The organism is Nocardioides daeguensis, assembly GCF_019192965.1.
Classification (GTDB): Bacteria; Actinomycetota; Actinomycetes; order Propionibacteriales; family Nocardioidaceae; genus Nocardioides; species Nocardioides daeguensis.
Map to the genome: position 1 here is coordinate 49,851 of NZ_JAHTKU010000005.1, position 26,994 is coordinate 76,844.

Genomic DNA, 26,994 nt, shown 5'->3' on the forward strand with positions numbered 1-26,994 from the left:
TAGATTTCATCCATGACGACCTCCCAGCCCGCCGGGCTCGCCCTCCCCGACGCCCTCCCGGCCAGCGACGTGGCCGACGACGCCGAGCACTACGACGTGGTCGTGGTGGGCTTCGGCATCGCCGGCGGCTGTGCCGCCCTCGAGGCCGCGCGCACCGGCGCCCGGGTGCTCCTGCTGGAGAAGGCCGCGATCCACGGCGGTACCTCGTCCATGTCGGGCGGGCACTTCTACCTCGGCGGCGGTACGGCGGTCCAGCGGGCCACCGGCCACGAGGACACGGTCGAGGCGATGGTCGGCTACCTGATGGCGTCGACGAAGGACCCCGACGAGACCAAGATCCGCGCCTACTGCGAGGGATCGGTCGCCCACTTCGACTGGCTCGAGGACCTCGGCTTCCAGTTCGAGCGCTCCTACTTCCCCGGCAAGGCCGTGATCCAGCCCGGCACCGAGGGCCTGATGTACACCGGCAACGAGAAGGTCTGGCCGTTCCGCGACCAGGTGCCGCCCGCGCCCCGCGGCCACAAGGTGCCGGTGCCCGGCGACACCGAGGGCACGAAGATCGTGATGGACCTGCTGCGCACCCACGTCGAGAAGGCCGGCGTCGAGGTCCGCTACGAGACCGGCGTGACCAACCTCGTCGTCGACGGCTCCCCCACGTCGGGGCGGGTGGTCGGCGTGGCCTGGCGCTCCTTCGACGAGACCGGCGTGATCGGCGCCGACGGCGTCGTGCTCGCCGCCGGCGGGTTCGTGATGAACCCCGACATGGTCGCCCGCTACACCCCCGCGCTCGGGTCCAAGCTGTTCACCCTCGGGTCGACGTACGACGACGGGCTCGGCATCCGCCTCGGCGAGTCCGTCGGCGCGGCCCTGGAGAACATGGAGGAGCCGTTCATCACCGCCCCCTTCTACCCGCCGTCGTCGCGGTGCAAGGGGATCATCGTCAACCGGGACGGCGAGCGGTTCGTCGCCGAGGACAGCTACCACGCCCGGACGTCGTACCACGTGCTGCAGCAGCCCGACGCGGTCGCGTACCTCATCGTCGACAGCGAGCACCTCGGTGAGGACCACATGCCGCTCGTGCCGCTCAAGGACGGCTTCGAGACGCTCGAGGAGATGGAGGCCGGCCTCGGCATGCCCGCCGGCGCCCTGGTGGCGACGGTCAACCGCTACAACGAGTACGCCGCCCGGGGTGAGGACCCCGACCTCCACAAGCACCCCGACTGGCTCGCCCCGCAGACCGCCGGCCCCTGGGCGGTGCTGGACCTGTCGCTCGGCGTCGCGCTGTACGCGGGCTTCACCATCGGCGGCATGGCGACCACGGTGGACGGCGAGGTGCGGCGTACCGACGGCTCGGTCGTCCCGGGCCTGTACGCCGCCGGCGCCTGCGCCTCCAACATCGCCCAGGACGGCGCGGGCTACTGCTCGGGCACCCAGCTCGGGGAGGGCTCGTTCTTCGGCCGGCGCGCGGGCAAGGCCGCCGCGGCCGAGCCGGCGAGGACGCGGGTCACGGCCGCGGATTGAGGAGCGTCGGCTCGGTCCGAGATCGGAGCGGCGCGCCGAGGTAGTTTCACCGGCCGGCCGGTGAAACTCATTTCCCACCGTCCTAGGGTCGGAGCGTGACCGCCCGCCTCGCCGCCGCCACCCGCGCGAACGTCCCGCCCTTCCACGTGATGGACCTGCTCGCCGCGGCGGCCGAGCGACAGCGCACCCACGGCGACCTGGTCAACCTGGTGGCCGGCCAGCCGAGCACGGGTGCACCGGCCACGGTCACCGCTGCGGCGATCCGGCTGCTCGGCAGCGGCGACCCGCTCGGCTACACGACCGCGACCGGCATCCTCGAGCTGCGGACGGCGATCGCCGGCCACTATCGGCGTACCTACGACCTCGCCGTGCACCCCGACGACGTCGTCGTCACCACAGGGTCGAGCGGCGGTTTCCTGCTGGCCTTCCTCGCGGCCTTCGACGCAGGTGCGCGGGTGGCGATCGCCCGGCCGGGCTACCCCTGCTACCGCAACGTGCTGGCGGCCCTCGGCTGCGCGGTGGTCGAGATCCCCACCGGTCCGCAGGCCCGCTTCCAGCCCACCGTCGAGCAGCTCGCGCACGCGCATGCACGCGAGCCGTTCGACGGCCTCGTCGTCGCGAGTCCGGCGAACCCGACCGGCACCATGCTGTTGCCCGAGGAGCTCGCCGCGATCGCGCGCTGGTGCGAGGACAACGGCGTCCAGCTGGTCTCCGACGAGATCTACCACGGCATCCAGTACGCCGGCTCCCGCGCCGGCTGCGCCTGGGAGACCTCGCGCGAGGCGGTCGTGTTCGGGTCGTTCTCGAAGTACTTCTCGATGACCGGCTGGCGGCTGGGCTGGATGCTCGCCCCCGAGCGGCTGCGCCGGCCGGTCGACGTGCTGACCGGCAACTTCTCGATCTGCCCTCCGGTGCTCGCCCAGCACGCCGCGCTGGCGGCGTTCGAGGACACGGCGTACGCCGAGCTCGACGGGCACGTCCAGCGCTACGCCCACAACCGCGGCCTGCTCCTCGAGGGCCTGCAGCGGCTCGGCATCACCCGGCTGGCGCCCGCCGACGGCGCCTTCTACGCGTACGCCGACGTCGGGCACCTCACCACCGACTCGATGGCCTACTGTCGCGACCTGCTGGCGCGCACCGGTGTCGCCGTCGCCACCGGCATCGACTTCGACACCGTCGAGGGCGGCCGGTTCCTGCGGTTCAGCTTCGCCGGCGCCGCGGACGACATCACCACCGCGCTCGACCGGCTCGACGGCAACCTCTGATCTGGCGAACCCTCGCCGATCGTTAGGGTCGAAGGCGGGGTTTGACCCGAGCGGGAACAGGGAAGGGCGCGTCTCATGTACGGCGACAGCGAGGTCATCCGGCGTCGTGCCACCCAGCTACGGGACCAGGGGGCCGACGTGCGCGCCCTCGCCGACGAGCTGGTCGCCCGGGTCGAGAGCCTCGGCTGGACCGGTCGGGCCGCCGACGCGATGCGGGAGCGGGTGACCGAGCGGGCCAGCCACCTGCGGGTGGCGGCCCAGCGGCACACCGGTGCCGCCGACGCCCTGGCCGACCACGCCGAGAGCGTCGACGCGGTGCGCGAGGAGATCGCCACCACCGAGGCCCGAGTGGCGGCGCTCGTCGCCGACGCGCACGCCCGGATCTCCGCCATCGCCCGTCGCAACGAGTCCGGCGACAGTCCGCAGGTCATGCCCGACCCTCTCGACGAGGCGCTCGCCGCGTTCACGCCGCCGCCTTCCGGGCACCGCGACTGGCTCGCCATCGACCTTCCCGGCCTGGAGCGCTGATCCGCGGATGCCGACCGTCGACCTCACCTCCGTCTCACCGCCGCGCCCCGGCGGCGACGCCCTGGCCGCCGCGCCGCGCCGGATCGGCCTCACCCTCGCCGAGCTGCAGCACGCCGCCCGTCTCGCCGGCGACGCGCCGCTGCCGTTCGAGGTCTCGGCGCCGTCCACCGCCGACGCCATGCAGGCCCGGCTCGGGCAGAGCCCGGCGACCCTCGACGACCAGGCGTTCCGCGCCGTCGTCGACGCCCTGCACGACCCGGCCGACTCGCTCGAGCGTCGCGGCCTGACCGTGGACGGGGTCCTCGACGCCGGGCTCGCCGGCGCGATCGGCCTGCTCGCGTCCCCGCGCCTCGCCCTCGACGCCGACGTGGCGATGGGCGGCGCGCAGGCCAAGGTCTGGCACCGCCAGGACGGCGACGCGGTGGCCTCGCTCGCCACCGTCGATGGGATCGTCCACGAGATCGGCTGGTTCGGCACCGACGCGTGGGCCGCCGAGCTCGCGCGGGTCGCCGCGGTCTCCGCGGAGGTCACCCTCGCGCGGTCCGCCGTGCCGTCGTACGTCGACCTGCCGTTCGAGCTCGCCGACGCGGCCGCCGAGGCGAGCGGCTCGGGCCGGGGCGACCTGCTGCCCGTGCTCGCGGCCCGCCACCACGGCGCGGTGCGAGGCCCGGACGGCGCGCTCGACGACCCGTCGGCGGTCGCCCTGCTCGCGGCGCTGGCCGGCGAGGCCCGCGGACGGCTGCGGGCCCTGGTCGCCGACGTCTCCGGGCCCCGGGTCGACACCGTGGGCGTCGTGTCCTGGACGCTGCTCGCCGACGGCTGGCGGGCGCTGCGCCCGCACCACGAGGAGGGCGTGCTGCGCCTGGAGCTGCGCTCCGTCGTGCCCGACGAGCTGGCAGCGGTCGTCGCCCCCGTCCTCGGGGAGGCGGCCCGATGACCCACCCCGACCCCAGCATCGGGGAGCAGCAGCCGCGCACGGCGGTCGAGGTCGCCGACCTGGCCGACAAGTACGACCAGATGCTGCGCCTGGCCGACCTGTTCGACGACGCCGGCGCGCAGATGCGGGAGTGGTCGCAGCTCGGCAGCGACGTGCTGACCGACCCCGAGGTCACCGACTCCGCGTCGCTCTCCCCCACCACGTGGCGCACCGCCGAGGACGAGGTGCGCGCCGCGACCACCGGCAAGGGCAGCCTGCTGAGCCGGTCGATCGAGCTCGACGCGGACGCGCTCGTCCTGCGCGCGACCGTGCTGACCTATCGCTGGATCGACGAGCTCCAGGCGGCGGCGTACCAGACCCTCGGCTCGATCGCGGGGCGGGCGATCGGCTACCTCGCGCCCGAGGTCAACCTCGGCGGCGCGATCGTCGCGGCCGGCCTGATCGAGACCGATGCACTCGACCGCGACGGCGTGGCGGCGTACCTCGGCGAGCTGGCCGAGGCCCACCCCGAGCTGATGGAGCACGTCACCACCGGCGGCGGCGTGCTCGACAGCCTGCAGATGCGCGGGCTGCTGACCGCGGGCGTGCTGTCCGGCGAGGCTGGGCGCTCGGCACGGGCCGGGGGCCTACGCGCCACCGGCATCGCCCCCCTGCCCGACGACTGGGCTGCCGCGCTCCGCGACGTCGCGGTCGGCCTGACCGAGGGCGGCACCGAGGGCGGCACCGAGGCCGGCACCGAGGCCGGCACCGAGACGGCGCAGGCCCCGGGGCGGGGAGCGGGGGACGCGGCGAGCGTCGACGGCGCCGAGGTGCCGTCGGGGCTGGGGGATCTCATGACGATCCTGGCCGAGGAGCAGCGCGGTCCGGTCCGGGTCCTGCGGGCCGCGCCCGGCCGTCTGGTCGCCTTCCTCCCCGACGCCGCCCCCGACACCGCCCCCGCGCCGGCTGCCGGCCGGCTCCGGCTGGTCTCCGGCGACGCCTCCAGCGAGGCCTCGGCGCTCGTCCGTGCGCTGGCCGCCGCCGTGGAGCCGGGCGACGAGCCGACCCGGGTGCTCCTCGTCGGTCGCGGCAGCGGCGGCGCGGCCGCCCTCGAGGTCGCCACCCGGACCGACCTGCCCGGCTTCGTCGTCGACCAGGTCGTGACCGCCGACGCCCCCGCGACCCAGCTCGCGCTGCTGCCGGCCGACGTGCAGGTGCTCTCGCTCGAGGACCGCAGCAACCCGGTCGCCCTTCTCGGCTCGCTCATCAACGCCGGCGCGCCCAACCGCCTCACGGTCGTGTACGACGCCGGCGCGGACCCCGACGTCCCGCCCCTCGTCGCCGGTGGGCGGGCGGCCGACCGTGCCGACCACCCCGACCTCCTCGCGGCGCTCGCCCGCTGGCGCACCCTCGGCTTCCTGCGCCCCTGAACCGCACCCCATGCGAACTGGTCGCCGATCGGGGTGATCCGCGACCGATTCGCATGGGGCGCGGTGCACCGGCGACGCGATCCACGTCACACCTTCCGTCGCTCCCGGCCGTCTCGCGCGCCGTTTCCGGTCGATTTCCTTGACAAAACCCCGGTCAATGTATGCAACATGTTGTTGCGCTAACAGCGTGCATGCTCCCGATTTCGATGATGAGAACGGACCGAGGACCCATGACTGCGACTGCCGACGCCCCGATCGACACCCCCACCGCGCACGACCTGGCGGGCCTCAGCTACCAAGACACGCTGCGCGTGCTGTCCGAGGCGTCGGTCCACCAGCACTTCGACGCGTTCCTCGACATCGCCTGGGACAGCCCGGAGTTCGAGGTCGTCCCGGACGACCCGCGCTGGGTGCTCCCCGAGATCGACTCGCTCGGCGGCACGGACTGGTACAAGTCGCTTCCCCTGGAGCGGCAGATCGAGATCGGCCAGTACCGCCTCGCCAACATCATGAAGGTCGGCCTGCAGTTCGAGCAGGTGCTGATCGGCGGCATCATGAGCCACCTCATCCCGATGGGCAACAACCGTGCGGAGTTCCGCTACTCCACCCACGAGGTGACCGAGGAGTGCCACCACACCCAGATGTTCCAGGAGGGCGTGAACCGGATCGGCGTCGACGTGAAGGGCGGCCCGGGCTGGTTCATCAAGGTCGCGCCGTTCCTGTGCCTGGCCGGGGGCCCGCTGCCCAACCTCTTCTTCTTCGGCATCCTCGCCGGTGAGGAGCCGATCGACTACCTGCAGAAGTCGGTACTGCGCTCGGGCCACGAGCTGCACCCGATCGTCACCCGCGTGATGCAGATCCACGTCGCCGAGGAGGCCCGCCACATCGGCTTCGCGCACACCTACCTGGTCGAGCGCTCCAAGGACTACGGCCGGCTGCAGCGCTTCGGCCTCTCCCTGGCCTACCCCGTCGTCATGCGGGTGCTGTGCGACGTGATCATGAAGCCGACCAAGCAGATGCAGAAGGACCTCGACATCCCCAAGGACGTGATGCGGGAGGTCTACTGGAAGTCCGAGAAGTCCCAGAAGCTGCTGCGTGACACCTTCGGCGACGTGCGGATGCTCGCCGAGGAGCTCGGCCTGATGAACAAGGTCTCCCGGCTCGTGTGGCGCGCGCTCGGCATCCACGGCAGCCCCTCGCGCTTCCGCAGCGAGCCCAAGTCCGCCGCGGTCTGACCGTCCGGAGCTGACATGGCCTACGTCGTCACGCAGTCGTGCTGCGCCGACGCCTCGTGCGTCGTCGCCTGCCCGGTCAACTGCATCCACCCCGCGCCGGGCGAGCCCGGCTTCGGCACCACCGAGATGGTGTACGTCGACGCGACCGCGTGCGTCGGCTGCGGCGCCTGCGCGACGGCCTGCCCGGTCGGGGCGATGGTGCCGGACGCCGCCCTGACGACCAAGCAGCTGCCCTTCCTCGAGCTCAACGCCGCCTACTACGACGCGTTCCCGCACGCCGACCGGACGCCGGTCGCGCTGGTCCCGCCGCAGCGCCGGCTCACGCGCACCGGTCCGTTCCGGGTCGCGGTGATCGGCGCCGGCCCGGCCGGGCTCTACACGGCCGACGAGCTGCTCAAGCACCCCGAGGTCGGTGGCGTCGACGTCTACGACCGGCTGCGGACGCCGTACGGCCTGGTCCGGCACGGCGTCGCGCCCGACCATGCCTCCACCAAGCTGGTCACCCGGCTGTTCGAGGCGATCGAGCGGCAGCCGCGGTTCCGCTACTTCCTCGACGTCGAGGTGGGGACGGACGGCGGCGTGACGCTGGCCGACCTGCGGGCCCACTACGACGCCGTCGTGTACGCCGTCGGCGCCTCCGCCGACCGCAGCCTCGACATCCCCGGCGAGGACCTGGCCGGTTCCGTGCCCGCGACCGCGCTGGTCGGCTGGTACAACGGCCACCCGGAGCAGCAGGACCTCGACGTCCCGCTCGGCCCGGTGTCCAACCCGTCGGGTCGTGCGGTCGTCGTCGGCAACGGCAACGTCGCGCTCGACGTGGCGCGGATCCTGGCCCGGCCGCTCGAGGTCCTCGAGCGCACCGACCTGGCACCCGGACCGCTCGACCAGCTGCGAACGAGCAACGTGCGCGAGGTGGTCGTCCTCGGCCGTCGCGGCCCGGCGCAGGCGGCGTTCACCGTTCCCGAGCTGATCGGCCTCGCCGCGCTCGACGACGTCGACGTGGTCGTCGACGCCGACCCCGCGCTGCTCACCGGCCACGACCAGCGCAGCGCGCTGCTCCGCGAGCTCGCCGAGCGCCCGGTCGCGGCCGACAGCGCCAGGCGCCGGATCGTGCTCAGCTTCGCGGTCTCCCCCGTCGAGGTCCTCGGCGCCGACGGACGGGTCACCGGCGTCCGGGTCGCCCGCAACCGCCTCGTCGAGACCGCCGACGGCAGCGTCCGCGCCGAGGCCACCGACGACACCTTCGTCCTCGACGCCGGCCTGGTCGTCCGCTCGGTCGGCCACCGTGGCACCCCGGTCCCCGGGCTGCCGTTCGACGAACGCACCGCCACCGTCCCCCACCACGAGGGCCGGGTCGAGCCGGGCGTCTACGTCGTGGGCTGGATCAAGCGCGGTCCGGTCGGCTTCATCGGCACCAACAAGACCGACGCCCAGGAGACCGTCCAGACCCTCCTCGACGACCTCGACGCCGGCCTGCCCGCGCCCACCGGCTCGGCCGACGCCCTCGCGGCACTGGTGGCCGAGCGGCACCCCGGCGCCGGCGACCTCGCCAGCTGGCAGCGCCTCGACGCCGCCGAGCGCGAGCGCGGCGCGCGGACCGGGCGGCCCCGCGCCAAGATCACCGACCTCGCCGAGCAGCGCTCGGTCGCGGAGCCGCCGGCCGCCGTACGCCGCCGGGGACTGCTGCGGCGTACCGTGTCGCTCACGTCGTGACAGCGGCGTGACGATGCGAGGAGTGGTCATGGGGACGGCGCGGCGCGACGAGACCGACGGGCGCAAGCGGCGCTGGCAGCAGCACAACGCCGACCGCCGCCAGGCCGTCATCGAGGCCGCGCTGACCGTGCTGGAGCGCGACCTGGCGCCCGGCGCCGAGCTGAGCGTGCAGCAGATCGCCGAGGAGGCGTCGGTGCACCGCACCGTGCTCTACCGCTACTTCGAGGACCGCACCGACCTCGACGTCGCCATCCAGCAGGAGATCTGCAACCGTGCCGGCGAGCTGCTGCTCGCTGCGGTCACCCTCGAGGGGACGCCCCGCGAGATCGTGCACCGGATCATCGCCGCGTACGTCGGCTGGGGCGCCGAGCACGTCGCCTGGATGCGCTTCGCCGAGCGCGACATCGCGGGGGCCACCTCCAAGCCCCTCGACGACGCGATCGGTCAGATCGCCGAGCAGATCGAGCTCGTCATCGGCGGCGTCCTCGCCCTCCTCGACGCGCCGGTCGACGACGACGACCGCAACGCGCTCACGCCGTACGTCTTCCTGCTCGTCGGCGGCGTGATCGCCGCCGTCCGTAGCTGGAGCTCACGCGAGGAGCTCCTCCCCCCGGCCCCTCAGTTCATCCGGCTGCTCGCCGACGTGACCTGGCTGCAGATCGAGGGGCTCGCAGCGTCCCGCAGGATCGAGGTGCCCGACCTCCCGGTCGAGCAGCTCCTCAACTTCAAGGAAGCCTGAATGAGCGACACCAGCAACGCCACGCACCTCGACGTGCTGATCGTCGGCGCCGGCCTGTCCGGCATCGACGCGGCGTACCACGTCACCAAGGCGTTTCCCTCCAAGAGCTATGCGGTACTGGAGATGCGCGACTCCCTCGGCGGCACCTGGGACCTGTTCCGCTACCCGGGCATCCGCTCCGACTCCGACATGCACACCCTCGGCTTCGGCTGGAAGCCGTGGAAGGGCGCCAAGGCGATCGTCGACGGGCCCGACATCCTCGCCTACCTGGAGGAGGCGGCGGCCGAGAACGGCATCGACGAGCACATCCGCTACCACCACAAGCTGGTGCACGCGGAGTTCTCCACCGAGGACGCCCGCTGGACCATCACCGTCGAGCGCACCGACACCGGCGAGACCATCGAGCTGACGGCGGGCTTCTTGTGGTCGACCACCGGCTACTACCGCTACGACGAGGGGTTCACCCCCACCTTCGCGGGCGTCGAGGACTTCGAAGGCCAGATCGTCCATCCGCAGCACTGGCCCGAGGACCTCGACTACGCCGGCAAGCGGGTCGTGGTCATCGGCTCCGGCGCCACCGCCGTCACCCTGATCCCCGCCCTGGCCGGCTCCGGCGCCGGGCACGTCACGATGCTGCAGCGGACCCCGACCTACATCATCAGCCAGCCGACGTACGACAGGGTGTCGGCCCAGATGTACCGCCGGCTGCCCGACAAGATCGCCCAGAAGCTGGTCCGCACCCGCTACCTGACCAGCCGGATCGCCTTCTACGAGTTCTGCCAGGCCCGGCCCAAGGAGTCGCGCGCCCTGCTGCGCAAGCTGCTCGAGCGTCAGCTGCCCGACGACGTCAGCTTCGAGGAGCACTTCCAGCCGCCGTACGACCCCTGGGACCAGCGGCTGTGCGCGGTGCCGGGCGGCGACCTGTTCAAGGCGCTGCGCCAGCACACCGTCGACATCGTCACCGACCACATCGACCGGTTCACCCCGAAGGGGATCCTGCTGGCGTCGGGCAAGGAGCTGGAGGCGGACATCATCGTCACCGCCACCGGCCTCAACCTTCAGCTCTTCGGCGGCGCCACCCTCGGCATCGACGGCACCAAGGTCGCGCCCTCGGAGACCATGGCCTACAAGGGCCTGATGCTCAGCGACATCCCCAACTTCGCGTTCATCATCGGCTACACCAACGCGTCGTGGACGCTGAAGGCCGACCTCGTGTGCGAGTACGTCGTCAAGCTGCTGCGCCGCATGGACGAGACCGGCGCCCGGACGGTCGTCCCCCGTCGCGACCCGTCCGTCACCGAGGAGCCCTTCCTCGACTTCGAGGCCGGCTACGTGATGCGCTCGATCGACTCGCTGCCCAAGCAGGGGGCGACGTTCCCGTGGCGGCTGAAGATGAACTACTTCAAGGACATCCTCGTGTTCCGCAAGCCGGTGGAGGACGAGACGTTGGAGTTCAGCGCCTGAGCCGAAGACTCATTTCTCGCCCTCACCAGGCCAGGTCGTGCACGAACTCCCCGAGCTGGGTCAGGTTGCGGCACTCGATCATCCGCACGATCTCGCCGTACGCCGGCGCGGCGGAGTCACCGGTGCCCCAGTTGTGCTCGTGCTCCGGGTTGAGCCAGAAGGTGCGCTTCACCGACCCGGTCAGCCGGCGCAGCGCGTCCTCGTGGAGGTCGCTGTAGTTGGAGCGGGCGTCGCCGAGGATGAGCAGGGTCGTCTTGGGCGTCAGCGCGTCGAGGTGGTTCTCCTCGAACTTGGTGAACGCGCGGCCGTAGTTGGTGCGTCCCCACAGCGCTGCGTGGGAGGTGGCGGCGGCGAGGTCGCTGAGGACGTCGACCGGGTCGGCGCCGGGCCGGAAGTGGCCGGTGACCTCGTGGACGTGGTCGATGAACGTGAAGGCCCGCATGCTCTGGAATACCTCGCGCAGCGCGAAGACGAACAGCAGCGTGAACTGGGCGAAGTTGGCGACCGAGCCGCTGACGTCGCAGAGCACCACGAGGTCGGTGCGGTGCGGCCGCTTGGGGCGGTGGTGGGTGGTGATCGGCACGCCGCCGGTGGCGATCGAGGCACGGACGGTACGACGGAAGTCGAGCGGCGCCGTGCGCGCGTGCCAGGAGTGCTGCTCCTTGGCGAGCCGGGTGGCGAGCCGGCGGGCGAGGGGGAAGATCTCCTTGCGCATCTCGTCGAGGTCGGTCCGGCGCGCGGCCATGAAAGCGAGCTTGTCGATGCTCGGGCGGATGGCGACGTCGGCGACGTGGTCGGGGCCCTTCTCCTCGGCGATCCGGCGTCGGGCGTCCTCCTCGACCATCGCGGTGAAGGAGCCGACGCGACGGTTGGCCTGCCGGCGGGCGTCCTCCTCGTCGACGCCCTCGCCCATCAGGCCGGCCACCAGCTTGTCGACCAGCTCCTGGGGGGCGACCCGCTGCAGGGCCGTGTAGGCCGACCAGGAGGACAGGCCGGGGCCTCGGCCCGGCATAGCCCCGAAGACGCCGACCATCTCGGCGGCAATCCGGCGCAGCTCGGCATCGTCGAGCTGGGCTGCCTCGAGCGCCTCGGCGAGGCGGTCGCGGAAGTCGACGAGGGCCGTCGCGTTGTCACGCACGGCTCCCTCGCCGGCCTGGTCGCTCGCCGCGGCTGCTGCCGCGCCGTCGCCGACCATCGCCGGGAAGTAGACGTCGAAGAGCGCGTCGAAGGTCGTGCGCTGGGCCTGCTTCTTCACCATCGTGGCGGCGAACGCGTCGCGCACCATCGCCCGCTCGCCCCAGCGGACCGCCCCCAGCGCAGCCAGCGAGTCGATGTCCTCGGCGAGCGAGACCGACAGGCCGGCGCCGCGCAGCGCCTCGACGAACGCCAGGTGGCGGTCGAGGAGGCCGGACTGGTCCGCCGCGTCCACGATCAGGACCTCGCCAGCTTGAGCTCCTTGACCGCGCGCTCGTGGTCGGACTGGTGCTTGAGGACCGCGCCGAGGGTGTCGGCGATCGCCTTCGCGTCGAGGTCGCGGATCTCCAGCGCGATCAGCGTCCGGGCCCAGTCGACGGACTCGGCGATCGACGGCGCCTTCTTCAGCTCCAGCTCCCGCAGCCGGCCGACGGTGCTCACGAGCTGCTCTGCGATGCGGTCGTCGAGGCCGGGCACCTGCTGCTGCAGGATCTGCCGCTCGCGGGCCGCGTCGGGGTAGTCGATGTGGAGGTAGAGGCAGCGGCGCTTGACCGCCTCGGAGAGCTCTCGGCTCGCGTTGGAGGTGAGGACGACGAACGGCCGCCGCGTGGCGGCCACGGTGCCGAGCTCGGGGATGGTCACCTGGAAGTCGCTGAGCACCTCCAGCAGCAGGCCCTCGACCTCGATGTCGGTCTTGTCGACCTCGTCGATGAGCAGGACGGTCGGCTCCTCGCGACGGATCGCGCTCAGCAGCGGCCGAGTGAGCAGGAACTCCTCGGAGAAGATGTCGTCGTGGGTGGCATCCCAGTCGACGCCCCCGTCAGCACCGCCGCCGGCGTTGGCCGCCTGGATCCGCAGCAGCTGCTTCTTGTAGTTCCACTCGTACAGCGCCCGCGCCTCGTCGAGGCCTTCGTAGCACTGCAGCCGGACCAGCTCGGCGCCCGTCGCCCGCGACACCGCCTTGGCCAGCTCGGTCTTGCCGACACCGGCCGGCCCCTCGAGCAGCAGAGGCTTCTCGAGGGCGCCGGCGAGGTAGGTGGTGGTCGCCGTGGCGGCGTCCGCGAGGTAGCCCGCGGTCGCGAGCCGGGTGGCCGCGTCGGCCGGTGCGTCGAACCAGGTCATGGGCCCATCCTGCCGTGCCGGGTGTCGGCCAGGTCACGCGGTCGTGACCCGAACGCCACCTGCTCGTTGTCCCGGGCAGTGGGGAACGACCCGGCAACGGGCTGATCAGGCGATGGACAAGGGGGACGTCATGAGTGGTTCCGTCACGTCCCCGGCCTGGCTCCGGGTGAGCGTCCACGCCGTGCGTACGGCGACCACCGTCGCCGCGCTCACCCTGCTCGTCGGCTTCGGCGCGATGGGCTCGGTCACCGAGCGTCCGCCGGTCGACCCGGCTCGCCGGATCGACATGTCGGCGGGTCCGCTCGACTCGTTGATGGAGGAGAACCGGTGCTCGGTCACCGGCTTCGACCGCGACGTCATCCCGAGCAAGGCGATCGTCCGCACTCCGGACGGCGCCACCGAGCTGGTGTCCTTCGACCGCGGCTGGGCCGTGTTCTCCGGCGAGATCGCGGGCGAGCTGGTCGCCGTCTGCCTCGGCCCCCACGACGCCTGACGCGCACCGGCGGGGTCTGGCTCTCCTCGGGAGCCGTCACTTCCGTTGCGCTGTCTGCAGGGCACCGAAGACCACGTTGCGGTCGTCGGTGTGGAAGATCTCCGCGCAGGTCACCAGGGTGATCAGACTCTCGGAGGGTTCGCTGGCCGGCTTGCCGGGCACCGGGTCGAGCACCCAGGTCTCGGTGAAGTCGACCACCCGCGCGTCGCCGTCCTCGACCAGGCGGTAGGTGTAGACGTGGGTGCGGGTCTCGACGATGACCTCGTCGCCGGCACGGAGGTCCAGGATCTTGCTGAACGGCTCGCCGTGCGTCACCCGATGGGCGGCGATGGCGAAGTTGCCCACCTCGCCGGGACGAGCGCTCTCGGGGAACCATCCGATCCCTCGGGCGAGGTCGTCGTCGTTGGTGCCGGCCACCAGCGGCATCTCGTAGTCGTCGCCGAACCGGGGCACCCGCACGAGGGCGATGCCGTCGCCGGGACGCCAGCGATCATCGACCGCGTCACCCGATGTCCCCTCCTCGTCCCAGTCGGCGTTGATCTCGTCCGTGACAACCCCCTGGTGGTGCCTCGCGACCAGGTTGGTGCCGACGAACTGCCACCCGACATACCCGGTCACGACAAGGCCACCGACCGCCAGGAGGGCACCCACGACGGTGAGGATCCGCCGGGGGCTGCGGGGGGGGGGGGGGGGGGGGGGGGCGGGGGGGGGGGGCGGGCCCCCCCCCCCCCCCCCCCACGACGCGTGCCTGCGGGAGTCACCGTGGCCTGCGCCGTCCTGATGCCGCGTTTCGCGCGACGGTGCTCCCCCGCACTCAACGAGCGCTCTCCGCTTCCTCCCGCCGGCGGCGACCGAGGACGATCATGCCCAGGCCGAGGACGACAGCGAGCAGGCCACCACCGAGAGCCGCCAGGGCCGGTCCACCGGTGTTGGGCAGCTCGGGCCCGCCGGACGTGGGCGCCGAGGACTGCGTGGCGGTGTGGGTGCTGCTAGGGGGACTCGGCGGCAGCTTCGTGCCCTTCGGCGGAGTGCCGTCCGCGGTGGCCACGTTGCGGACTCCACCGCGCCTCACGTCCGCCGCGGTGATCACGTACGGCGCGTCGGCCGCGCAGGTGACCATCTGTCCCGGCGACAGCTTCGTGGTCGGGCAGGTGATCGTGATCCCCCGGTCGGCGAGCCGCTTGTCGTCAACGTGCACCCGGGTGATGGTGGTGTTCCCGGTGTTGGTCACGTCGAACTCGTAGTAGATCTCGTCGCCCTGGTCGTTCCTCCCGTTGTGGTTGACGTCGACGACACGATCCACCCGCTTGTGCAGGCCCAGGCCCGGCGTGACCGGTGCGGCGGGGACCGGCGGGGCCGGCACCCGGGCGTCGTCACGCACGGGCGGCAACGGGGTGCCGCCGGGCGGGGTTCCGGTCGCCGAGGCGACGTTGGTCACGATGCCGGCAGCCACATCGGCGGTGGTCACCGCGTAGGCGGCCGTGCACGCCAGCTTCTCGCCCGGAGCCAGCACGGCCGGCTGCGCCGGAGTGCAGGCCAGGGCCGACATCGCGCCCGATCCGGTGAACGAGTCCTCGCTGATGGACACCCCACTCAACGTGACGCTCCCGGTGTTGGTCGCGGTGATCGTGTAGGTGAGCGTGTCACCGGCGACCAGCTTGGTCTTCTCCACGTCCTTGGCCAGGTCCAGGCTCGCGACCGGGTCGATCGGCGTCACCGTGGTCGACGGCGGCGGCGTGACCGGCGGACCGGTCGGCGGCGTGCCCGTCACCATCGCGGAGTTCTCCACCGCACCGGCGTCCACATCCGCCTGGGTCAGCACGTAGACCGCGTCCGCGGTGCACGTGGTCGACTCACCCGGCGCCAGCGTCGTGACCGAGCAGCTGATCGAGACGCCCGCCGCAGCCAGCATCGGGTCGCTGACCACGACGTCGGTGATGGTCACGTTGCCGGTGTTGGTCACCTCGAACGTGTACTGGATCGTGTCACCCGCATCGGTCACCCCGTTGCCGTTCACATCCACCGGAGCACCCGCGGACTTCACGAAGTCCAGGGTCGCGACCGGATCGATCGGCGTCACCGTCGTCGACGGCGGCGGCGTGACCGGCGGACCGGTCGGCGGCGTACCCGTCACCGTCGCGGAGTTCTCCACCGCACCGGCATCCACATCCGCCTGCGTCAACACGTACGGCGCATCCGCGACACACGTCGTCGAGGCACCCGGCACCAACGTCGTCACCGGGCAGGTCACCGAACCCACCAGCGGATCCGAGACCACCACATCGGCGATGGTCACGCTGCCGGTGTTGGTCACCTCGAACGAGTACTGGATCGTGTCACCCGCATCCGAACCGTTGCCATCGAGATCCTCGATCGCACCCGCCGACTTCACGAAGTCCAGGGTCGCGACCGGGTCGATCGGCGTGGTCGTGGTCGACGGCGGCGGCGTCACCGGGTTGCCCTTGGGGTCCTTGCCCGTCACCGTCGCGGTGTTCGTCACCTCACCGGCATCCACATCAGCCTGCGTCAACACGTACGGCGCATCCGCGACACACGTCGTCGAGGCACCCGGAGCCAGGCTCGTGACCGGGCAGCTGATCGTGATCCCCACACCCGCCAGCATCGGGTCAGTGACCACCAGGTCACTGACCGTCACATTGCCGGTGTTCGCAACCTCGAACGAGTACTGGATCGTGTCCCCGGCATCGGTCATCGCGTTGCCGTTCACATCCACCGGCGCACCCGCGGACTTCACGAACTCCAGCACCGGCGCCTCCGGCAGCGTCGTGGTCGTCGTCGACGGCGGCGGCGTGACCGGCGGACCGGTCGGCGGCGTACCCGTCACCGTCGCGGTGTTCTTCACCTCGCCGGCATCCACATCGGCCTGCGTCACCACATACGGCGCATCCGCAACACACACCGTGCTCTCACCCGGCGCCAACGTCGTGACCGGGCAGCTGATCGAGATCCCAGCCGCAGCCAGCATCGGGTCGCTGACCACCAGATTGTCGATGGTCACCGTGCCCGTGTTCGACACCATGAACGAGTACTGGATCGTGTCCCCGGCATCGGACTTCCCGTTGCCGTTCGCATCCACCGGCGCACCCGCCGACTTCACGAAGCCCAACGCCGGGGCCGGGTCGATCGGCGTCACCGTCGTCGACGGCGGCGGCGTCACCGGCGGACCGGTCGGCGGCGTACCCGTCACCGTCGCCGAGTTCGCGACCTCACCAGCATCCACATCAGCCTGCGTCACCGGATACCCGGCATCCGCCGTACACGTCGTCGACGCACCCGGAGCCAACGTCGTCACCGGGCAGCTGATCGAGATCCCGGCACCAGCCAGCATCGGGTCCGACACCGTGATGCTCGACATCGTGACGTTGCCGGTGTTGGTCACCAGGAACGAGTACTGGATCGTGTCCCCGGCGTCGGTCACCCCGTTGCCGTTCACATCCACCGGCGCACCCGCCGACTTGACCATCGTGATGCTCGGCGCGGCCGGCACGTTGGTGATCGTGCACGTCACGTTGGCGCCGTTGACCGGGTCGTTCGGCATGGTGAACTGCCCGGTGGCACCGGAGCCGGACGACAGGGTGGTCCCGCTCACCGCGTCCACGCAGGTCCAGCTCGACAGGTAGTCGGCCAGGGACGTCGTCCCCGCGGCCGTCTCGGCGATCGTGTACGTCGCGCCCGCAACGCCCGCGACCGGACCGGCGATCTCACTCGCCTGCTGGTTCTGCAGGCCCGTCTCCGAGCCGGTGGTCGTCCCGGTGTTCCCGGTGGAGATCCCACTTCCGGTGACCGAGAGACCGAACTGGTCGCCGGCCGCCTTGCGGCCGTCGGGCAGGTTCTTCACCACGCGCACGGTGACGGCGGGCAGCTGGATTGTGAGCGCGTAGTCCTCGACCTCGCCGCCGTCGGCCACGAGGCCCGTGGGAGCGGCCGATGCCGCGGCGGTGGTGGCCAGGCGCAGGCGCAGGTAGCTGGGGCCGGCGGTCACGCCCGCCGGAACGGTCCAGGTCAGCGACGCCGATCCCCCGACACAGGCCGCCGTGTTCGAGGCCTCGGTGGCGGGATCGAACACCCCGTTGCGGTTCCAGTCGATCCAGCCGGTGATGAACCCGGTCCCCGTACACGCGACATTGGACTGTTGGTAGGTCGCGCCCGGGAAGGTCGCCACCGTTCCGGGCGCCGCGATCGCGTCCTCGTCGTCCACCCCGGAGGTGTCATCGCCGTTCGCGGCGCTCGAGTACAGGGGGGCGGCCTCGGAGTCGATGCTGGAGCCGAGCATGAGCGACGGCGCCTTGGGGGTGCCGAGGGTGAAGCTGGTGCTCGACACGTTGGTGGTGCCCGCCGGGACGGTGCCACCCTGCCAGCCCGGGTCGATGATCGACCCGGCGGCGCCGTACGACGCGGGCGCGTCGCCGAAGTCGGTCTGCAGCACCACGCCCAGGGCGATCGCGGTGTGGCCGCCGCCCTTGAGCTCGACGCTCGCGCTGGTGGCGCCGTCCATGAACGCGACCGCCATCGGCCCCGGCGTGCCGTTGACGCTGTAGCACTCCAGGCCGTCCGGCGCGAGCCGCAGCGTGTTGCCGGTCAGGATCGCGTCCGCCGAGGTGGCGCAGTTGCCGTACCGGTCGATGACCCGCCACACGGTCCCGGCCTGGTCCGGCGTGGCCTGGATGTACTCGTTGCCGGCCGGGTCTTCGTTGACCCAGGTGTTGCTCGCCTCGGCGTCGCCCATCACCAGTCCCTGCAGCGGGATCGGGACGCCGTCCAACGTCGCCGAGCAGGCGAAGTGGAAGCTCACCGTGTCGCCGTAGACGGAGTTGGCCAGACCGTTGACAAGCTGGTTGCTCGTGTTGGCGCCGCCCACGTTGTAGAGGTTGTCCAGCGCGTCGCCGACCCAGGTTCCCGGCCGGTAGGTCTGCAGGCCACCTTGGATGCTGCTGATCGTGCAGGTCGTCGCGAGCGTCTGCCCCGCGATCGTCCGGGTGTTGGTCCGGGTCGTCCCGCCGGCCGGGATCGACTGCCCCGCGCTGCCCCACTCGAACCAGTCGATCGTGCCCTTGTAGAGGCCCGATCCGCCGGTCGCGTACTGCGCGCTCGCCGGGTTGGAGGCCACCGCGAGGCCGACGGTGAGAATGGCGAGGACCAGGCTCAGGATGCCGATCCCACGACGAGCCTGGGGGCGGCGGCGCAGGAACCCGAGCTGCTGGTGCCTTCCCCTGCTCATGCCGGACCCCCGGCCCGGACGGCGCCGGAGCCGGCGCGGTGGCTGGACGAGCGTTGGCAGCCTGAGGGAGCAGGCGACAGTGTCGGTTCGGCGGCAAACATGCGTTACTCCTGAGCTACTGCGGTCGGGGCTTCTATGACCCAGACGCGGCCGCTCGGGCGCGGCTTACGCGACTGCCGAGTAAAATCTGTTCCTCGGCCTACCGGATGCGCGGAGATGAGCGCGGAGATGAGAAGGATCCGTCCCAGCGCTCCCGGAACGCCTGCATCAGGCCGTACCGCCCGACCGGGACGTGCGTCCGCCCCGGGACGCCCGGGGCGCACACGACAGAACCCTCGGTGAGCTCTCGCTCACCGAGGGTTCTGTCGTGTTTCATCTGGCGGTGACGGAGGGATTTGAACCCTCGGTGGACTTGCGCCCACAAACGCTTTCGAGGCGTTCTCCTTAGGCCGCTCGGACACGTCACCGCGGGGAACATTACCGGAGCGGTGTCGGCCGTCCGAAATCCGGGTGGCGGCCGGTCAGCTGACGGTGACGGTCCCGCCGCCGGACGGCGCGTAGACGACGGTGAGCTCGCGGGCCTGGACGACCGAGCCCGTGCCGGCCTCGGTGGTGAGCAGGGCGACGGTGTGCTGGCCCGCGGCGACCGGGACGACGGCGGTGAGGGCGCCGGGGACGGTGGCGCCGGGGGCGGTGAACTCGACGTGGTGCACGGGCGTGACGCGGCGGCCGTCGACGACGACGCGGTAGAGCACGGACCCGAAGCCCGCGCTGCCGGCCTCGTCCTCGGCCTCGAGCGTGGCGGTGAGGTGCAGGAAGCCCTTCTCGGTGGTGAAGGTGGTGGTGGCCTGGACGCCGTCGTCGGCCGACGCCGAGGCGGGCTGGTCACTGCCGGCACCCCACACGGCGGGCACGTCGGCGAGGTCCCTGCTGGACAGCGAGCCGTCCGCGACGTCGCCGCCGGTCAGGGACCCGTCCGCGACGTCGCCGCCGGTCAGTGAGCCGTCGCCCACGTCGCCCCCGCTGAGCGAGCCGTCGCCCACGTCGGCGCCGGCGACCGAGCCGTCGCGCAGGTCGCGGCCGGTGAGGCTCCCGTTCTTGACCTGGGCGCCGGTGATCATGGAGCCGGCGACCGCACCGCCGGCACTGCCGAGGACGGCGACGGCGACGAGGACGGCGATCCCGACCGGGGCGGAGCGGGTGGCGAGACGGCGGGGCTTCATGGGAGCTCTCCAGGGCTGCGGGGGGTGGACGGGCAGGACGCTAGGCGGCCCCAGGCACCCGGGGAAGACACTCGGCCCCGGTCGGGACGCGGGGACGCGAAGTCAGGACGGCCGTCCTCCCACGGCCCGGGACGCGCGTCCCGGCGCCGGGCCCTGCCCCGCTCGGACGGGGCGCCACAACGGCACGGGGCGGGCCGAGCCGACCTATGCCTGCTCCTCGGCCGCGACCACCTTGCCGAGCGCGCGGCTGACGGCGGCGACCTCGGTCGCGGTCAGGTGCCGGGCGAAGTGCTCCTCGATCGCGGCGAGGTACGCCGGCGCAGCGGTCCGCAGCCGTTGACGACCGGCGTCGGTGATGGTCGCGAACGACGAGCGCTTGTCGTCCGGGTTGGGCACCCGCGCGACCAGGCCGGCGCGCTCCAGCTCGCTGACCACACGACTGATCTGCTCACGACTCAGCACGGCCGCCGCACCGAGGTCCGACATCCGCAGCCGCCGCTGCGGTGCGGCGTTGAGCACCAGCAGCACGTCGTACCAGGAGATCTGCAGACCGGCGGCGGCGACCGCCCGCCCCAGCTTGGGGACGACGGCCGCGTGGGCCCGCAGCAGTGCGGCCCATGCGGTGACGCCCGGTTCATCCTGCGCGTTGCGTGCCATGGCGCCATCGTAGATCTCCGTGCGTGCGCACGCACCTTGACGGAAGGGTCGACCCGAGCAATCATGTACGTGCACACGCACATATCTAGTGAAGGAGAACCACCCATGGTCAAGGACCTCACCGGCACCGAGCTCGTCGAGCTCATCGAGAGCGGCCACCCGCTGACGCTGGTCGACGCCCTGCCGGAGGCGTACTACCGCCAGGCCCACCTGCCCGGCGCCGTCAACCTCGTCGAGCCGGACGCCGCCACCCACGCCGCCGCCCTGCTCCCCGACCGCGACCGGACCGTCGTGACCTACTGCTCGAACCGCGCCTGCGGCAACAGCGGGGCCCTCGCCCGACGCCTCGAGGCCCTCGGCTACACCGATGTCCGCACGTACCCGGACGGGATCCAGGACTGGGTCGAGTCGGGACGCCCGGTCGAGACGGGGGTGCCGGCATGACCGCCACCGGGACCGGCCTCACCGCCCCCGCACTCCCCACACCCGGCCGCTGGGAGATCGACCCCGGGCACGCCGACGTCTCCTTCACCGGTCGCCACTTCATGGTCACCAAGGTGCGGGGCCGGTTCACCGACGTCACCGGCGCACTCACCATCGCCGAGGACATCACGCGCTCGCAGGTCGACGTGGTCATCGGCATGGCGAGCGTCAGCTCGGGCAGCGCGGACCGCGACGAGCACCTGCGCTCCGCCGAGCTGTTCGACGTCGCGACCTTCCCCGAGGCGACCTTCCGCAGCACCCGGGTCGCGTGGGGCGACCCCGGCAGCCGGGCCGGCACCGTCACCGGCGACCTGACCATCCACGGCGTGACCCGCTCGGTCGACCTCTCCGTCCGGTTCGAGGGTCAGGTGCGCGACCCGTGGGGTGGGGTGCGCGCGGTCTTCTCGGCGTCGACCCGGGTCAACCGTGAGGACTTCGGCGTCACCTGGAACGTCGCGCTGGAGGCCGGCGGACTGCTGGTCAGCAAGGACATCGAGATCACCATCGACGTCGAGACCGTCCTCGCCGGCTGACCGGCACCCCCGGAGGCGCCGGGCCGCTCAGGCCGGACGCCGCAGCCGGGCGTCCACGGCGGCCGGGCTGAGCACCTCGTCCAGCGCCAGGGCGGCGCACCCGACGAGACCGGCCCGGTCGCCGTACGTCGACGGCAGGAACTGCAGCTCGCGGGTCGCGAGCGCGGAGGACCGCGCGTAGACCGCCTCCCGCACACCCGCGGCGTAGACGTCGTAGGCCGCGGCCATGTCGCCGCCGAGCACGACGGCGCGCGGGTTGAGCAGGTTGATGGCGACCGCGAGCAGCTCGCCGACCATCCGGCCGCTCTCGCGCAGCAGCTGCTTGGCCTCGGGGTCGCCGGCGAGGGCGAGGGCGACGAGGTCGCGGACGTGCTCGACGTCGCGGCCCTCCTCGCGCAGCCGGGCCACCAGTGCCCATCCCGCGGCGATGGTCTCCAGGCAGCCGACGTCGCCGCACCGGCACGGGCGGCCGGCCGCCTCCGCGACCTTGGTGTGGCCGAGCTCGCCGGCGGCGCCGAGGGCGCCGGTGACGATCCGGCCGCCCGCGACGACGCCGAGGCCGAGGCCGGTGGAGGCCTTGAGCACCAGCAGGTCGCGGGCCTGCGCGGCGTGGCCGAGGTACTCCGAGCGCGCGAGGATGTCGGCGTCGTTGGCCAAGAAGAGCGGGGCGTCGGCCACCCTCGCGAGGTACGGCGCCAGCGGGATCCCGTCCCAGCCAGCCATGACCGGCGTGTCCACGCTGACGCCGCGCTCGGTGTCGACGGCGCCGGGCAGGGACATGCCGATGCCGAGCACGGGCGGGGTCGTCGGCTCGAGCAGGCGCACCAGCTGGTCGGCGACCCCGGGCATGACGAGGTCGGGTCCGGCGCCGACGTCGTGGTCGACGGCGGAGGCGGCGAGCTCGGTGCCGCCGAGGTCGAAGACGGCGACCTGTGAGCGGGAGCGCCCGATCGCGACGGCGAGCACGGTGCCGGCGTCGGCGTCGAGCTCGAGGCTGCCCGGGGGCCGGCCGCCGGTGGAGGCGAGCTCGGCGCCGATCCGGAGCAGCCCGGCCTCGCCGAGCGCGCTGACCCGGGCGACCACCGCGGTCCGGGACAGGCCGGTGAGCCGGACCAGGTCGGCCCGGGTGGCGGCACGGCCCGAACGCACCAGCGCGAACAGCTCCCCCGCCGTCGCCGTGTCGCGCCCGACCGGCTGCCGCACCTCCGTCATGCGACCGAACTCTAGGGCGGGAACGAAACCTCGGCGACTTTAACCCGAAAAAAACATAAGCATGACTTCCCGAAGGCAGTCTTCCGCACTACCGTTGCTCCGGTGACCGCACCCGACCTCGTGCTTCCCCCCTGCGACTTCACCGTGTTCGGCGGCACCGGCGACCTGGCGCTGCGCAAGCTGCTGCCCGGCCTCTACGAGCAGGAGCGCCGCGGGCAGCTCCCCGCCGGCACCCGGATCATCGGCGTCTCGCGCAGCCCGCTCGACGACGCCGGCTACCGCGACCTCGTCACCCGCGCCCTGTTCGACCACGTGGCCGAGGACCACCTCGAAGCCGGGGCGCTGCACCGGCTGACCGCCCGGCTGCACCACCTCTCCCTCGACATCGGCTCCGCCGACGACTGGCACCGGCTGCACGGCCTGCTCAAGGACCGGCCGGACCGGCCCGCCGGGGAGGAGGCGACCCGGATCCACTACCTCGCCGTCGCCTCCGAGCTGTTCGGACCGATCTGCGACCGGCTCGACGCCCTCGGCCTGGTCACGCCGGAGTGCCGGGTCGTGCTCGAGAAGCCGATCGGCGCCGACCTCGCCTCGTCGCACCAGGTGAACGACGCCGTCGGCCGGGTGTTCGCGGAACGACAGATCTTCCGGATCGACCACTACCTCGGCAAGGAGAGCGTGCAGAACCTGCTCGTCACCCGCTTCGCCAACGTCTTCTTGGAGCCGATCTGGAACTCCCGCTGGGTCGACCACGTGCAGATCACCGTGTCCGAGACGCTCGGCGTCGCGGGTCGCGGCGAGTACTACGACAAGGCCGGCGCGCTGCGCGACATGGTGCAGAACCACCTGCTCCAGATGCTGTGCCTGATCGCGATGGAGCCGCCGACGTACGTCGGCGGCGACCCGGTCCGCGACGAGAAGCTCAAGGTGCTGCAGGCCCTCAAGCCGCTCACCGGGGCCGACGTCGACCGCTTCACCGTGCGCGGCCAGTACACGTCGTACGGCGAGAAGGTCGGGCACCCGAGCACGACGGAGACCTTCGTCGCCCTGCGTGCGGAGGTGCAGAACTGGCGCTGGGCCGGCGTCCCGTTCTACCTGCGCACCGGGAAGCGGCTGGCCCGCAAGGAGTCGACCATCGAGGTCGTCTTCAAGGAGCCGCCGCACGCGATGTTCCCGCACAGCGAGGGCGTCACCACGCCCAACCGGCTCACCGTGCGGATGCAGCCCGACGAGGGCATGCAGCTGCACATGACCGCGAAGCACCCGGGTCCCGGCGGCATCCGCCTGCACCCCGCCTCGCTGGACCTGAGCTACGCCGACGCCTTCGACGAGCGCAGCCCGGAGCCGTACGAGCGCCTCCTCATGGACGTGATGCGCGGCATCCCCACCTTGTTCATGCGTCGCGACGAGGTCGAGGCCGCGTGGACGTGGACGCAGCCCGTGCTCGAGCAGTGGGAGCGCGCCGCCGTCGAACCCGTCCGCTACCACCCCGGCAGCGAGGGGCCGGCCGCCGCCGCCCGGCTGCTGGCCCGCGACGGCCGGCGGTGGCAGGAGGCCGGCCGATGACCGCGCTCCACCCGGTCCTCGCCGAGGTCACCCGCCGACTCACCGAGCGCAGCGCGGCCACCCGCGCGGCGTACCTCGCCCGGGTGCGCGCCGCCGCGGTCCGCGGCCCGGCGCGCGGGCGGCTCGCCTGCGCCAACCTCGCGCACGGCTTCGCCGCCGCCGAGGGCAGCGAGAAGACCGAGCTGGCCCGCGGGCAGAAGCCCAACCTGGCGATCGTCACCAGCTACAACGACATGCTCTCCGCGCACCAGCCGTACGGCGCCTACCCGCCGGTCCTCAAGGACGCGGTGATCCGGGCGGGTGGCCTCGCCCAGGTCGCCGGCGGCGTGCCGGCGATGTGCGACGGCATCACCCAGGGCCGCGACGGCATGCAGCTCTCGCTCTACAGCCGCGACGTGATCGCGATGGCGACGGCGATCGCGCTGTCGCACGACATGTTCGACGCGGCCCTGCTGCTCGGCGTCTGCGACAAGATCGTGCCCGGCCTGCTGATCGGGGCGCTGTCCTTCGGGCACCTGCCCACCGTCCTCGTCCCCGCCGGGCCGATGACCTCGGGTCTGCCGAACGGCGAGAAGGCCCAGGTCCGGCAGCGGTACGCCGAGGGCAAGGCCGGACGTGAGGAGCTGCTCGAGGCCGAGGCGGCGGCGTACCACTCGCGGGGGACCTGCACCTTCTACGGCACCGCCAACTCCAACCAGCTGCTGATGGAGGTGATGGGCCTGCACCTGCCCGGCTCGTCCTTCGTCAACCCGGGCACGCCGCTGCGCGACGCGCTGACCCGCGAGGCCGCCGCGGTGGCGGTCCGGCGAGCCGCCGGTGCCGCCCCGGGCATCGGCGAGATGGTCGACGAGCTGGTCGTCCTCAACGCGTGCGTCGCCCTGCTCGCCAGCGGCGGGTCGACCAACCACACCCTGCACCTGGTCGCGATCGCCCGCGCCGCCGGGATCCTGCTCACCTGGGACGACCTCGCGGACCTCTCGGCCGTCGTACCGCTGCTCGCCCGGGTGTACCCCAACGGCGCGGCCGACGTGAACCACTTCCACGCCGCCGGCGGGATCGGGTTCCTGGTGCGCACCCTGCTCGATGCCGGACTGATGCACAAGGACGTCGAGACGGTCGTGGGGCGCGGGCTGCGCCGCTACACCGAGGAGCCGGTGCTCGTCGACGGCGAGCTGTCGTGGCGGCCGGGGCCCCCCGAGAGCCTGGACCCGGCCGTGCTGCGGCCGGCGAACGCGCCGTTCTCGGCGGACGGCGGGCTCAAGGTGGTCCGCGGACCGCTGGGCACCGGGGTGGTGAAGACGTCGGCGGTCGCGGTCGGGCACCGGGTGGTGTCGGCGCCGGCGCGGGTGTTCGACGACCAGCACGACTTCCTGCTCGCCTTCGCGAACGGCGAGCTGGACGGGATCGACCTGGTCGCGGTGATCCGGTACCAGGGCCCGGCCGCCAACGGCATGCCCGAGCTGCACAAGCTGACACCGGCGCTCGGCGTCCTGCAGGACCGGGGACAGCGGGTCGCGATCGTCACCGACGGGCGGATGTCCGGCGCCTCCGGCAAGGTCCCCGCCGCCATCCACGTCACCCCCGAGGCCGCGCTCGGCGGGCCGCTGTCCCGGGTGCGCGACGGCGACGTGATCACGCTCGACCCGGACGCCGGGGTGCTGAGGATCGGCGCCGATCTCGCGCGCCGCGACCCGACCGGTGCCGCGCCGTCCGGTACGGCGTGGGCGGGCACCGGCCGCGAGCTGTTCGCCGCCTTCCGGGCCAGTGTCGGCCCCGCCGACGAGGGCGCCTCGGTCTTCCCCGTCCCCACTGCCGTGTCCCCGGAGGTCCCCCTTGTCCGCGCCTGACTCCGTCCTCGACCTGGTCCCGGTGCTGCCGGTCGTCCTCGTCGACGACCTCACCACCGCGGTCCCGATCGCGCGCGCCCTCGTCGACGGCGGCCTGCCCGCCATCGAGCTGACCCTGCGCACGCCGGTCGCCCTCGACGCGATCCGGGCGATCGCGGCCGAGGTGCCCGAGATCGCCCTCGGCGCCGGCACCGTCGTGACCCCGGCCCAGGCGTCGGCCGCCGTCGCCGCGGGCGCCGGCTTCCTCGTCTCGCCGGGCTGCACGCCGTCGCTGCTCGCCGCGATGCGCGACACCGGTCTCGCGTTCCTGCCCGGGACCTCGACGGTCTCGGAGGTGATGGGGGTGCTCGAGGCCGGCCTGACCGAGATGAAGTTCTTCCCGGCCGAGGCGGCCGGCGGGGCGCCGTACCTCCGCTCGGTCGCCGGCCCCCTTCCCCAGGCCCGGTTCTGCCCGACGGGCGGCATCACGCCCACGTCGGCTCCCCGCTATCTCGCGCTGCCCAACGTGGGCTGCGTCGGCGGCTCCTGGCTCACCCCGCCCGACGCCGTCGCCGCCCGCGACTGGGAGCGGATCAGCAAGCTCGCAGCCGAGGCGGCGGCGCTGGGTTGAGTGG

Annotated in this window: 22 protein-coding genes and 1 tRNA gene; 15 read left to right on the forward strand and 8 right to left on the reverse strand. The window is 72.5% G+C overall.

Annotated features, from left to right (window positions below; all coding sequences use genetic code 11):
- The first annotated feature begins 12 nt into the window (after positions 1-12).
- From KU893_RS04800 to KU893_RS04840, 9 genes are all read left to right on the forward strand, one after another.
- Positions 13-1,521: an FAD-binding protein gene (locus KU893_RS04800; RefSeq protein ID WP_218233209.1), complete on the forward strand. Its 1,509-nt coding sequence runs from the start codon at positions 13-15 to the stop codon at positions 1,519-1,521.
- A 95-nt stretch (positions 1,522-1,616) separates the two neighbouring features.
- On the forward strand, positions 1,617-2,786 hold the full coding sequence (locus KU893_RS04805) for a pyridoxal phosphate-dependent aminotransferase (RefSeq protein ID WP_257440863.1): 1,170 nt from the start codon (positions 1,617-1,619) through the stop codon (positions 2,784-2,786).
- A gap of 75 nt (positions 2,787-2,861) precedes the next feature.
- A complete protein-coding gene (locus tag KU893_RS04810; RefSeq protein WP_218233210.1) occupies positions 2,862-3,314 on the forward strand; it encodes a WXG100 family type VII secretion target in 453 nt (150 codons plus the stop codon).
- A 7-nt stretch (positions 3,315-3,321) separates the two neighbouring features.
- On the forward strand, positions 3,322-4,251 hold the full coding sequence (locus KU893_RS04815; RefSeq protein ID WP_218233211.1) for a hypothetical protein: 930 nt from the start codon (positions 3,322-3,324) through the stop codon (positions 4,249-4,251).
- Positions 4,248-5,660: a hypothetical protein gene (locus tag KU893_RS04820; protein ID WP_218233212.1), complete on the forward strand. Its 1,413-nt coding sequence runs from the start codon at positions 4,248-4,250 to the stop codon at positions 5,658-5,660. Before KU893_RS04815 ends, KU893_RS04820 begins: the two co-directional genes overlap by 4 nt.
- 230 nt (positions 5,661-5,890) lie before the next feature.
- Positions 5,891-6,895: an AurF N-oxygenase family protein gene (locus KU893_RS04825; protein WP_218233214.1), complete on the forward strand. Its 1,005-nt coding sequence runs from the start codon at positions 5,891-5,893 to the stop codon at positions 6,893-6,895.
- A 15-nt stretch (positions 6,896-6,910) separates the two neighbouring features.
- Positions 6,911-8,608 (forward strand): FAD-dependent oxidoreductase, encoded by a 1,698-nt coding sequence (locus KU893_RS04830; protein WP_218233215.1) that lies wholly within the window; start codon positions 6,911-6,913, stop codon positions 8,606-8,608.
- Positions 8,609-8,636: 28 nt separating this feature from the next.
- Complete coding sequence (locus KU893_RS04835) at positions 8,637-9,347, forward strand: TetR/AcrR family transcriptional regulator (RefSeq protein ID WP_218233216.1); 711 nt, start codon at positions 8,637-8,639, stop codon at positions 9,345-9,347.
- Positions 9,348-10,811 (forward strand): flavin-containing monooxygenase, encoded by a 1,464-nt coding sequence (locus tag KU893_RS04840; protein ID WP_218233217.1) that lies wholly within the window; start codon positions 9,348-9,350, stop codon positions 10,809-10,811.
- Positions 10,812-10,833: 22 nt separating this feature from the next.
- Here the strand turns inward: KU893_RS04840 and KU893_RS04845 are convergent, their stop codons facing one another.
- Both KU893_RS04845 and KU893_RS04850 read right to left on the reverse strand, forming a co-directional pair.
- Entirely contained in the window at positions 10,834-12,240 is a 1,407-nt protein-coding gene (locus tag KU893_RS04845; RefSeq protein ID WP_218233218.1) for a vWA domain-containing protein, read from the reverse strand.
- Positions 12,241-12,242: 2 nt separating this feature from the next.
- Positions 12,243-13,127: an AAA family ATPase gene (locus tag KU893_RS04850; RefSeq protein WP_218233219.1), complete on the reverse strand. Its 885-nt coding sequence runs from the start codon at positions 13,125-13,127 to the stop codon at positions 12,243-12,245.
- A gap of 130 nt (positions 13,128-13,257) precedes the next feature.
- On the opposite strand from KU893_RS04850, the gene KU893_RS04855 reads away from it, so the two are divergent.
- Entirely contained in the window at positions 13,258-13,620 is a 363-nt protein-coding gene (locus KU893_RS04855) for a hypothetical protein (protein ID WP_218233220.1), read from the forward strand.
- A gap of 36 nt (positions 13,621-13,656) precedes the next feature.
- On the opposite strand, the gene KU893_RS04860 is transcribed toward KU893_RS04855, so the two are convergent.
- From KU893_RS04860 to KU893_RS04880, 5 genes are all read right to left on the reverse strand, one after another.
- Positions 13,657-14,271, reverse strand: a complete 615-nt coding sequence (locus KU893_RS04860) for a class E sortase (protein WP_218233221.1) — start codon at positions 14,269-14,271, stop codon at positions 13,657-13,659.
- 163 nt (positions 14,272-14,434) lie between these two features.
- Positions 14,435-18,859 (reverse strand): CshA/CshB family fibrillar adhesin-related protein, encoded by a 4,425-nt coding sequence (locus KU893_RS04865; protein ID WP_218233224.1) that lies wholly within the window; start codon positions 18,857-18,859, stop codon positions 14,435-14,437.
- Between the two features lie 377 nt (positions 18,860-19,236).
- A tRNA-Ser gene (locus KU893_RS04870) sits at positions 19,237-19,326 on the reverse strand.
- A 54-nt stretch (positions 19,327-19,380) separates the two neighbouring features.
- Positions 19,381-20,082, reverse strand: coding sequence for a hypothetical protein (locus tag KU893_RS04875; RefSeq protein WP_218233225.1), 702 nt, complete (start codon positions 20,080-20,082; stop codon positions 19,381-19,383).
- Between the two features lie 204 nt (positions 20,083-20,286).
- Positions 20,287-20,739, reverse strand: a complete 453-nt coding sequence (locus KU893_RS04880) for a MarR family winged helix-turn-helix transcriptional regulator (protein WP_218233226.1) — start codon at positions 20,737-20,739, stop codon at positions 20,287-20,289.
- A gap of 105 nt (positions 20,740-20,844) precedes the next feature.
- Here KU893_RS04880 and KU893_RS04885 point away from each other — a divergent pair, with 105 nt between their 5' ends.
- Both KU893_RS04885 and KU893_RS04890 read left to right on the forward strand, forming a co-directional pair.
- The gene (locus KU893_RS04885; protein WP_218233227.1) at positions 20,845-21,183 is read left to right on the forward strand and encodes a rhodanese-like domain-containing protein; all 339 of its coding nucleotides are present in this window, start codon (positions 20,845-20,847) and stop codon (positions 21,181-21,183) included.
- Positions 21,180-21,755: a YceI family protein gene (locus tag KU893_RS04890; RefSeq protein ID WP_218233229.1), complete on the forward strand. Its 576-nt coding sequence runs from the start codon at positions 21,180-21,182 to the stop codon at positions 21,753-21,755. Before KU893_RS04885 ends, KU893_RS04890 begins: the two co-directional genes overlap by 4 nt.
- A 27-nt stretch (positions 21,756-21,782) precedes the next feature.
- Here KU893_RS04890 and KU893_RS04895 read toward each other — a convergent pair whose 3' ends face one another.
- Positions 21,783-22,967, reverse strand: a complete 1,185-nt coding sequence (locus KU893_RS04895) for an ROK family protein (RefSeq protein ID WP_218233231.1) — start codon at positions 22,965-22,967, stop codon at positions 21,783-21,785.
- Positions 22,968-23,069: 102 nt separating this feature from the next.
- Between KU893_RS04895 and zwf the strand changes: the two genes are divergently transcribed.
- The 3 genes from zwf to eda are packed head-to-tail and all read left to right on the forward strand — an operon-like array spanning position 23,070 to position 26,990.
- Positions 23,070-24,533, forward strand: a complete 1,464-nt coding sequence (gene zwf, locus KU893_RS04900) for a glucose-6-phosphate dehydrogenase (protein WP_218233232.1) — start codon at positions 23,070-23,072, stop codon at positions 24,531-24,533.
- Positions 24,530-26,380 carry a phosphogluconate dehydratase gene (gene edd, locus KU893_RS04905; protein WP_218233233.1) on the forward strand — a complete coding sequence of 617 codons (1,851 nt, stop codon included), beginning with the start codon at positions 24,530-24,532 and terminating at the stop codon, positions 26,378-26,380. The genes zwf and edd overlap by 4 nt, the downstream gene beginning before the upstream one ends.
- Positions 26,367-26,990 carry a bifunctional 4-hydroxy-2-oxoglutarate aldolase/2-dehydro-3-deoxy-phosphogluconate aldolase gene (gene eda / locus KU893_RS04910; protein WP_246591932.1) on the forward strand — a complete coding sequence of 208 codons (624 nt, stop codon included), beginning with the start codon at positions 26,367-26,369 and terminating at the stop codon, positions 26,988-26,990. Before edd ends, eda begins: the two co-directional genes overlap by 14 nt.
- Positions 26,991-26,994 lie beyond the last annotated feature (4 nt).

Excerpts from the sequence above, each read along its gene's own strand:
- KU893_RS04855 (WP_218233220.1), top strand. The coding sequence starts at position 13,258 with ATGAGTGGTTCCGTCACGTCCCCGGCCTGGCTCCGGGTGAGCGTCCAC.
- KU893_RS04895 (WP_218233231.1), bottom strand. The coding sequence starts at position 22,967 with ATGACGGAGGTGCGGCAGCCGGTCGGGCGCGACACGGCGACGGCGGGG.
- KU893_RS04840 (WP_218233217.1), top strand. The coding sequence starts at position 9,348 with ATGAGCGACACCAGCAACGCCACGCACCTCGACGTGCTGATCGTCGGC.
- KU893_RS04800 (WP_218233209.1), top strand. The coding sequence starts at position 13 with ATGACGACCTCCCAGCCCGCCGGGCTCGCCCTCCCCGACGCCCTCCCG.
- KU893_RS04875 (WP_218233225.1), bottom strand. The coding sequence starts at position 20,082 with ATGAAGCCCCGCCGTCTCGCCACCCGCTCCGCCCCGGTCGGGATCGCC.
- KU893_RS04835 (WP_218233216.1), top strand. The coding sequence starts at position 8,637 with ATGGGGACGGCGCGGCGCGACGAGACCGACGGGCGCAAGCGGCGCTGG.
- KU893_RS04890 (WP_218233229.1), top strand. The coding sequence starts at position 21,180 with ATGACCGCCACCGGGACCGGCCTCACCGCCCCCGCACTCCCCACACCC.
- KU893_RS04820 (WP_218233212.1), top strand. The coding sequence starts at position 4,248 with ATGACCCACCCCGACCCCAGCATCGGGGAGCAGCAGCCGCGCACGGCG.
- KU893_RS04830 (WP_218233215.1), top strand. The coding sequence starts at position 6,911 with ATGGCCTACGTCGTCACGCAGTCGTGCTGCGCCGACGCCTCGTGCGTC.
- KU893_RS04815 (WP_218233211.1), top strand. The coding sequence starts at position 3,322 with ATGCCGACCGTCGACCTCACCTCCGTCTCACCGCCGCGCCCCGGCGGC.
- edd (WP_218233233.1), top strand. The coding sequence starts at position 24,530 with ATGACCGCGCTCCACCCGGTCCTCGCCGAGGTCACCCGCCGACTCACC.
- KU893_RS04885 (WP_218233227.1), top strand. The coding sequence starts at position 20,845 with ATGGTCAAGGACCTCACCGGCACCGAGCTCGTCGAGCTCATCGAGAGC.
- KU893_RS04865 (WP_218233224.1), bottom strand. The coding sequence starts at position 18,859 with ATGAGCAGGGGAAGGCACCAGCAGCTCGGGTTCCTGCGCCGCCGCCCC.
- KU893_RS04825 (WP_218233214.1), top strand. The coding sequence starts at position 5,891 with ATGACTGCGACTGCCGACGCCCCGATCGACACCCCCACCGCGCACGAC.
- KU893_RS04810 (WP_218233210.1), top strand. The coding sequence starts at position 2,862 with ATGTACGGCGACAGCGAGGTCATCCGGCGTCGTGCCACCCAGCTACGG.
- KU893_RS04850 (WP_218233219.1), bottom strand. The coding sequence starts at position 13,127 with ATGACCTGGTTCGACGCACCGGCCGACGCGGCCACCCGGCTCGCGACC.
- KU893_RS04880 (WP_218233226.1), bottom strand. The coding sequence starts at position 20,739 with ATGGCACGCAACGCGCAGGATGAACCGGGCGTCACCGCATGGGCCGCA.